The 6,348-nt window shown below is 69.9% G+C and carries 8 protein-coding genes and 1 pseudogene; 8 read left to right on the top strand and 1 reads right to left on the bottom strand.

The genetic code is table 11. The features are described 5' to 3' along the window. The 6 genes and pseudogenes from VFN12_RS05425 to VFN12_RS05400 all read left to right on the top strand — a co-directional run. Positions 1–325, top strand: a pseudogene (locus VFN12_RS05425) (50S ribosomal protein L17); the annotation flags it as partial. A gap of 49 nt (positions 326–374) precedes the next feature. Beyond that, positions 375–1,187: a translation elongation factor Ts gene (tsf, locus tag VFN12_RS05420; RefSeq protein WP_325117582.1), complete on the top strand. Its 813-nt coding sequence runs from the start codon at positions 375–377 to the stop codon at positions 1,185–1,187. A gap of 55 nt (positions 1,188–1,242) precedes the next feature. Continuing rightward, positions 1,243–1,956, top strand: coding sequence for a UMP kinase (gene pyrH, locus VFN12_RS05415; RefSeq protein ID WP_325117581.1), 714 nt, complete (start codon positions 1,243–1,245; stop codon positions 1,954–1,956). 60 nt (positions 1,957–2,016) lie between these two features. Continuing rightward, positions 2,017–2,571, top strand: coding sequence for a ribosome recycling factor (gene frr / locus VFN12_RS05410; protein ID WP_325117583.1), 555 nt, complete (start codon positions 2,017–2,019; stop codon positions 2,569–2,571). A 23-nt stretch (positions 2,572–2,594) separates the two neighbouring features. Continuing rightward, the gene (locus VFN12_RS05405) at positions 2,595–3,461 is read left to right on the top strand and encodes a phosphatidate cytidylyltransferase (RefSeq protein WP_325117579.1); all 867 of its coding nucleotides are present in this window, start codon (positions 2,595–2,597) and stop codon (positions 3,459–3,461) included. Then, a complete protein-coding gene (locus VFN12_RS05400) occupies positions 3,461–3,973 on the top strand; it encodes a histidine phosphatase family protein (RefSeq protein ID WP_325117578.1) in 513 nt (170 codons plus the stop codon). The genes VFN12_RS05405 and VFN12_RS05400 overlap by 1 nt, the downstream gene beginning before the upstream one ends. An 85-nt stretch (positions 3,974–4,058) precedes the next feature. Here the strand turns inward: VFN12_RS05400 and VFN12_RS05395 are convergent, their stop codons facing one another. After that, positions 4,059–5,039, bottom strand: a complete 981-nt coding sequence (locus VFN12_RS05395) for a magnesium transporter CorA family protein (protein ID WP_325117577.1) — start codon at positions 5,037–5,039, stop codon at positions 4,059–4,061. Between the two features lie 63 nt (positions 5,040–5,102). On the opposite strand from VFN12_RS05395, the gene VFN12_RS05390 reads away from it, so the two are divergent. Then, positions 5,103–5,465: a hypothetical protein gene (locus VFN12_RS05390; protein WP_325117576.1), complete on the top strand. Its 363-nt coding sequence runs from the start codon at positions 5,103–5,105 to the stop codon at positions 5,463–5,465. 68 nt (positions 5,466–5,533) lie between these two features. Continuing rightward, the coding region (gene rlmN / locus VFN12_RS05385) for a 23S rRNA (adenine(2503)-C(2))-methyltransferase RlmN (RefSeq protein WP_325117575.1) at positions 5,534–6,348 on the top strand (815 nt) is incomplete at its 3' end.

The following is a 6,348-nucleotide window of genomic DNA, read 5'->3' as shown; positions in this document are numbered from 1 at the left end:
GGCCACCGGCGCCGCGTCCGAGGCGCCCCAGGCCGACGCTGCCGCCGCGGCGGCCACCGACGCTCCGGCCACCGACGCTCCGGCCACCGAGGCTCCGGCCACCGGTGGCGAGGGCGAGTTCGGTGCCGACTCGGCCGCCCCGCTCGAGGACGGCTCGGCCCCCGAGGGCTTCGACATCAAGGGCAACAAGACGTCGAAGAAGTTCCACGCGCCCAGCAGCCCCTGGTACGACCGCACCAACGCCGAGGTCTGGTTCCGCACCGCGGAGGCCGCCGAGGCCGCGGGCTTCGTCAACGCCGAGTCCAAGTCCGACGCCTCCGCCTGAGCGGGCGCACACAGGACAACCCCCTCCAGAACTTCGAGGAAGAAGGATCATGGCTAACTTCTCCGCGGCCGAGGTCAAGAAGCTCCGCGAGCTGACCGGCGCCGGCATGATGGACTGCAAGAAGGCACTCGAGGAGTCCGACGGCGACTTCGACAAGGCCGTCGAGCTGCTCCGCGTCAAGGGCGCCGCCAAGGCCGCCAAGCGCGGCGCCGAGCGCGAGGCCTCGGCCGGCCTGGTCGCCACCGCCGGTGGGGCCCTGGTCGAGCTGAACTGCGAGACCGACTTCGTCGCCAAGGGCGAGGAGTTCGTGACCGCCGCCCAGCGGATCGCCGAGGCCGCGGACGCTGCCCAGGCGGCCGACCCCGAGGCGCTCAAGGGCGTCCAGCTCGGCGACAAGACCGTCGGGGAGGTCGTCGAGGAGCTGGCGATCGCCATCGGCGAGAAGATCGAGCTGGGCCGGGTCGCCTACTTCGACGGCCCGAGCGTCGCCTACATGCACAAGCGTGCGGCCGACCTGCCGCCCGCCGTCGGCGTCCTCGTCGAGTACGACGGCAACGCCGACGCTGCCCGCAGCGCCGCCATGCAGATCGCGGCGATGCGCCCCCAGTACCTCACCCGTGAGGACGTCCCGGCCGACATCGTCGCCAAGGAGCGCGAGATCGCCGAGGCGACCTCCCGCGAGGAGGGCAAGCCCGAGCAGGCGATCGCCAAGATCACCGAGGGCCGGCTCAACGGCTTCTTCAAGGACGTCGTCCTGCTCGAGCAGCCGTCGGTCACCGAGAACAAGAAGTCGGTCAAGGCCGTGCTCGACGAGGCCGGGGTGACGCTGACCCGCTTCGCGCGTTTCGAGGTCGGCAGCTGACGAGTAGGGTCTCGACAGCGATCGGTCCAGCCATCGTCGTACGAAGGGATCCCTCGTGACGTCCTACAACCGTGTCCTGCTGAAGCTCTCCGGAGAGGTCTTCGGCGGCGGCAAGGTGGGCGTCGACCCCGACGTCGCCCAGGCCATCGCCCGCGAGATCGCGGCGGTGGCCAAGGCCGGCGTCCAGATCGCGGTGGTCACCGGCGGCGGCAACTTCTTCCGCGGTGCCGAGCTCCAGCAGCGCGGGATGGACCGCGTCCGGGCCGACTACATGGGCATGCTCGGCATCGTCATGAACTGCCTGGCGCTCCAGGACTTCCTCGAGAAGGAGGGCGTGGAGACCCGTGTCCAGACCGCGATCACGATGGGCCAGATCGCCGAGCCCTACATCCCCAGGCGCGCCATCCGCCACCTCGAGAAGGGGCGCGTGGTGATCTTCGGCGCGGGGATGGGCATGCCCTTCTTCTCCACCGACACGGTGGCGGTGCAGCGCGCGCTGGAGAGCAAGTGCGACGTCGTCCTGGTGGCCAAGAGCGGGGTCGACGGCGTCTACACCGCCGACCCGCGCCTGGACCCCACCGCCGAGAAGTTCGACGAGCTGACCTACGACGAGGCGATGGCCCGGGGGCTGCGGATCATGGACCAGACGGCGTTCGCGCTGTGCGGCGAGAACAAGCTGCCCATGGTCGTGTTCGGCATGCAGGGCGAGGGCAACATCCTCCGGGTCGTCCGGGGTGAGAAGATCGGGACGCTGGTCAGCGCCGGCTGACCAGGACCGGCTCGCCGAACCCAGCGAACTCGACGAACGCAGCGAAAGGGAACAGCCGTGATCAACGACATCCTCCACGAGGCCGACGACAAGATGGACAAGTCGGTCGAGGCGACGCGTGAGGAGTTCGCGGCGATCCGGGCGGGACGCGCGCACCCGAGCATGTTCAGCAAGATCATGGTCGACTACTACGGCACGCCGACGCCGCTGCAGCAGCTGGCGTCGTTCACCTCCCCCGAGGCGCGGATCGTCCTGATCTCCCCCTACGACCAGGGCGCCATGGGCAACATCGAGCGCGCGATCCGTGACTCCGACCTGGGCGTCAACCCCGCCAACGACGGCAAGCTGCTGCGCTGCGTCTTCCCGGAGCTCACCGAGGAGCGCCGCAAGGAGTACATCAAGGTGGCCCGCGCCAAGGCCGAGGACGGCCGGGTGGCGGTGCGCAACCTGCGGCGTACGGCCAAGCACCACCTCGAGAAGCTGGAGAAGGACGGCGAGGTCGGACAGGACGACGTCACCGGCGCCGAGAAGCGGCTCGACGGGATGACCCGCAAGCACACCGACGAGATCGACGACATGCTCAAGAACAAGGAAGCCGAGCTGATCGAGGTCTGAGCGACCTCGAGACGCCACTCCACATGACCGACCCCACCCCTGCGCCGCAGGTCGACCACGGCCGCGCGGGCCGCGACCTGCCGGTCGCCGTCGCCTCCGGGGTGGTGCTGCTGCTCGGCATCGCCGGATCCCTGGTGTTCTGGAAGACGGCGTTCATGCTGATCGTCGCCGGCGCGGTCGTGGTGGCGATCTGGGAGCTCCACAAGGGGTTCCTGGCCAAGGACATCGACCTGCCCGAGCAGCCCCTGATGCTGGGCGGCGTGGTCATGGTGGTGGTGGCCTACTTCTTCGGGCCCGCCGCCCTGGTCACCGCCACGGCCGTGACCGCCCTCGTCATCATGCTGTGGCTGCTGCGCCGCGGCGTCCCGGGCTACGTCCAGAACGCCACCGCCTCGGTCTTCACCTTGATCTACGTGCCGTTCCTGGGCTCGTTCGTCGCCCTGCTGCTGGCCGAGGGTGGCACCAGCGACTTCGACCGCTGGGACGACGGGGTGCGGGGCATCATCGTGTTCATCCTGGTGACCATCGCCTCCGACATCGGCGGCTACTTCGCGGGCGTGCTCTTCGGCCGGCACCCGATGGCGCCGGTCATCTCTCCGAAGAAGTCGTGGGAGGGCTTCGCCGGGTCCATCGTCTTCTGCGTCGCCGCCGGCTACGGCCTGGTCGTCTACTTCCTCGAGGGGGACTGGTGGGTCGGCATCGCCCTCGGCCTGATCGCGGCCGTGATGGCGACGCTGGGCGACCTGTGCGAGTCCGTGATCAAGCGCGACCTCGGGATCAAAGACATGAGCCAGGTGATCCCGGGCCACGGCGGCCTGATGGACCGGCTCGACTCGATCCTGGCCACCATCGCCCCGATCTGGCTGCTCCTCCACTACCTCGTCTTCTGATGCTTCACCTGGTCCGGCACGGGAGACCCCTGGTCGTGCCGGACCGGCCGGCGGCCACCTGGGAGCTCGATCCCGCCGGCTTCGACGCCGTGTGGGCGTTGCGGGAGTCCGGCCGGCTCCCTGAGCGGGGCGCGTGGTTCAGCTCGCCGGAGCCCAAGGCCGTCGACACGGCCCGGTTGCTCACCGACGGGGAGGTCGGCGTCGTGGACGAGCTGAGGGAGCACGTCCGGGAGGCCGGCGGCTGGATCGAGGACTTCGAGGGCGTCGTACGCCGCGCCTTCGCCGACCCGGCCGCGCCCGCGCACGAGGGGTGGGAGCCGCTCGCAACCTGCCGGTCGCGGGTGACGCGGGCGGTCGGCGGCATCCTGACCACCCACGACGACCTGGACGTGGTGCTCGTGGGCCACGGAACCGCGTGGACCCTCCTCGTGTCCGAGCTCACGGGACGACCTCCTGACCTCGCCCGCTGGGCCGCCCTCCGGATGCCGGACCTGATCGTGGTGGACGCCTGACCAACTCGGATAGTCCGTCACGCAATGGCTGCCGACACGCCGTCAGGGGCAACCGTTTCGTGACGGACTATCTGGAAAACGCGGGTCACCACCAGCCCTGACGGTGGGCCCAGCGCAGCAGCAACAGGCTGATCCCGACCATCACGGCGAGGGCGATGACGAGCAGTCCGGGCTGGGTGCTGCCGTTGACGATCAGGTTCATGCCGAGGATCGAGGCGATGGCGGTGATCGGCAGGGTGACCGCCGCGATCACCGCCAACCGCTCCATCGCGACGGTCATCTTGGTGTGCACCTTGGTCTGGTAGAGCTCGATCACGCCGAAGAGGAAGTGTGACTCACCGTCGGCCAGTGACCGGACCCGCTCGAACTGCTCGGCCACGTCGCGGGCGAAGCGTGCGTCCTCGTCGTCGGGCATCCTCTGGATGCCGGCCAGGCGGACCCAGATGTCGTGGCACTGCGCCGCCATGGTGCGCGTCGTGATCAGCTCGTGGCGGATCAGGAACATGGTCTCCAGCAGTGCCTCGGGGTTGCGCAGCTGGGAGGCCATCACGTCCCGCTCCAGATCGGGGATCTTGGCGGCGACCTCGCGGATCACACCACTCTGCCGACGGGCCACCGCCGAGGTGATGGCGTAGCTGAGCTCGGCGGGGGACCGGGGCCGGAACCGGCTCTCCTCGATCCGGGTCAGGACGCCGGCGGTCTCCACCAGGGCACGGGCGGGGTCGACGTCAGGGTTGATCGGTCCGTGGACGGTGACCAGGAAGTGGCTGCCGATGATCTGGTCGAGCTCCAGGAGGTGCACGTGGCCGGCATGTCCGAGGAACGGTGACTGCGTGGTCACGAAGACGTGGTCGGCGTACCCGTGCACGGTGGGCACGTAGTTGCGCTGGCGGCAGCCTGCGACCACCAGCGGGTGGCAGCCGAGGGTCTCGAGCACGCGCTCCGCCTCGTCGCTCCAGGTCGGTACGTCGACCCAGACGAAACCGTCCCGGCGGCCGAACAGGGCGGCCCGGTCGTGGGACTCGGCGCGATGTGCCCCGTCACCGTCGAGGAAGCGCACCTCCATCACCCCAGCGTGGCCGGGGTGCCGCCGTGCGGCAAGGGCGGTACGTCTGGGAGAATTCTCGCGATGACGACAGAGCGCGCCCCCGAGGAAGTCAGGGGGGAGGACACGGACGGGGAGTCACCGAGCTGGTGGCACCGAGACCACCCGACGTTCAATGCCCTGGCCGGCTTCTTCACCGGCATGCTCTCGGTGATGCTGGTGCCCGGTGCCTACGCGGGCATCCTGCGGCTGATGTTCGACTACGACACCGCGGAGGAGCTGTTCCCCTACATCCTGCTCCTCCTGGTCGTCCCGGCCGTCCTGGCCGCCGTGCCTCGCACCCGTCGCTTCGGCACCTACATGTTCATCGGCATGGCCCTGACCACGCTGGTCGTGCTGTGTGTCGCCTCGCTCGTCCTCTACTTCATGGTCCGCTCCCAGGGCTGAGCCGGGCCACGACGATTCGGGCCGACGATTCGGGCCCGCTCCCGGAGGGATGGGATGATCGGACCCTGATGTCCGACAGCCCCAAGCCGCTCCCGCTGGTCTTCGACGAGCCTCGCGGCCGCCGCAAGCCGCCCCGGCACCTCGCCGATCTGTCGGCCGACGAGCGCGCCGACCTCGCCGGAGAGCTGGGCATGCCGCGCTTCCGGGCACGGCAGCTGTCGACCCACTACTTCTCGCGGCTCGTCGACGACCCCGACCAGATGACCGACCTGCCGGCGGGTGGTCGGGAGGAGCTGGTGGCCGCGCTGCTGCCCCCGCTGATGACGCCCCTGCACACGATGGAGGCCGACGGCGGGACGACCCGCAAGACTCTGTGGAAGCTGTTCGACGGCGCCCTGGTCGAGTCGGTGCTGATGCGATATCCGGGCCGGGTCACCATGTGCGTCTCGAGCCAGGCCGGCTGCGGCATGGCGTGCCCGTTCTGCGCGACCGGACAGGGAGGCCTGCAGCGCAACATGTCGACCGCCGAGATCGTGGAGCAGGTCGTGGCCGGAGCACGGTCGCTCGCGCGCGGCGAGGTCCCCGGCGGCCCGGGCCGGGTCTCCAACGTGGTCTTCATGGGCATGGGCGAGCCGCTGGCGAACTACCGGGCGGTCATGGGCGCCGTACGACGCCTCACCGACCCCGCTCCCGACGGGCTGGGCATGTCGGCCCGGGGCGTCACCGTGTCCACCGTCGGGCTGGTGCCACGGATCCGGCAACTGACCGAGGAGGGCATCCCGGTGACCCTCGCCCTGTCCCTGCACGCTCCGGACGACGAGCTGCGCAACGAGCTGGTTCCGATCAACACCCGCTTCTCGGTGGCCGAGAGCGTGGAGGCGGC

Source organism: Nocardioides sp. (assembly GCF_035703625.1).
Classification (GTDB): Bacteria; Actinomycetota; Actinomycetes; order Propionibacteriales; family Nocardioidaceae; genus Nocardioides.
This window is presented reverse-complemented; position numbering and strand designations above follow the sequence as displayed.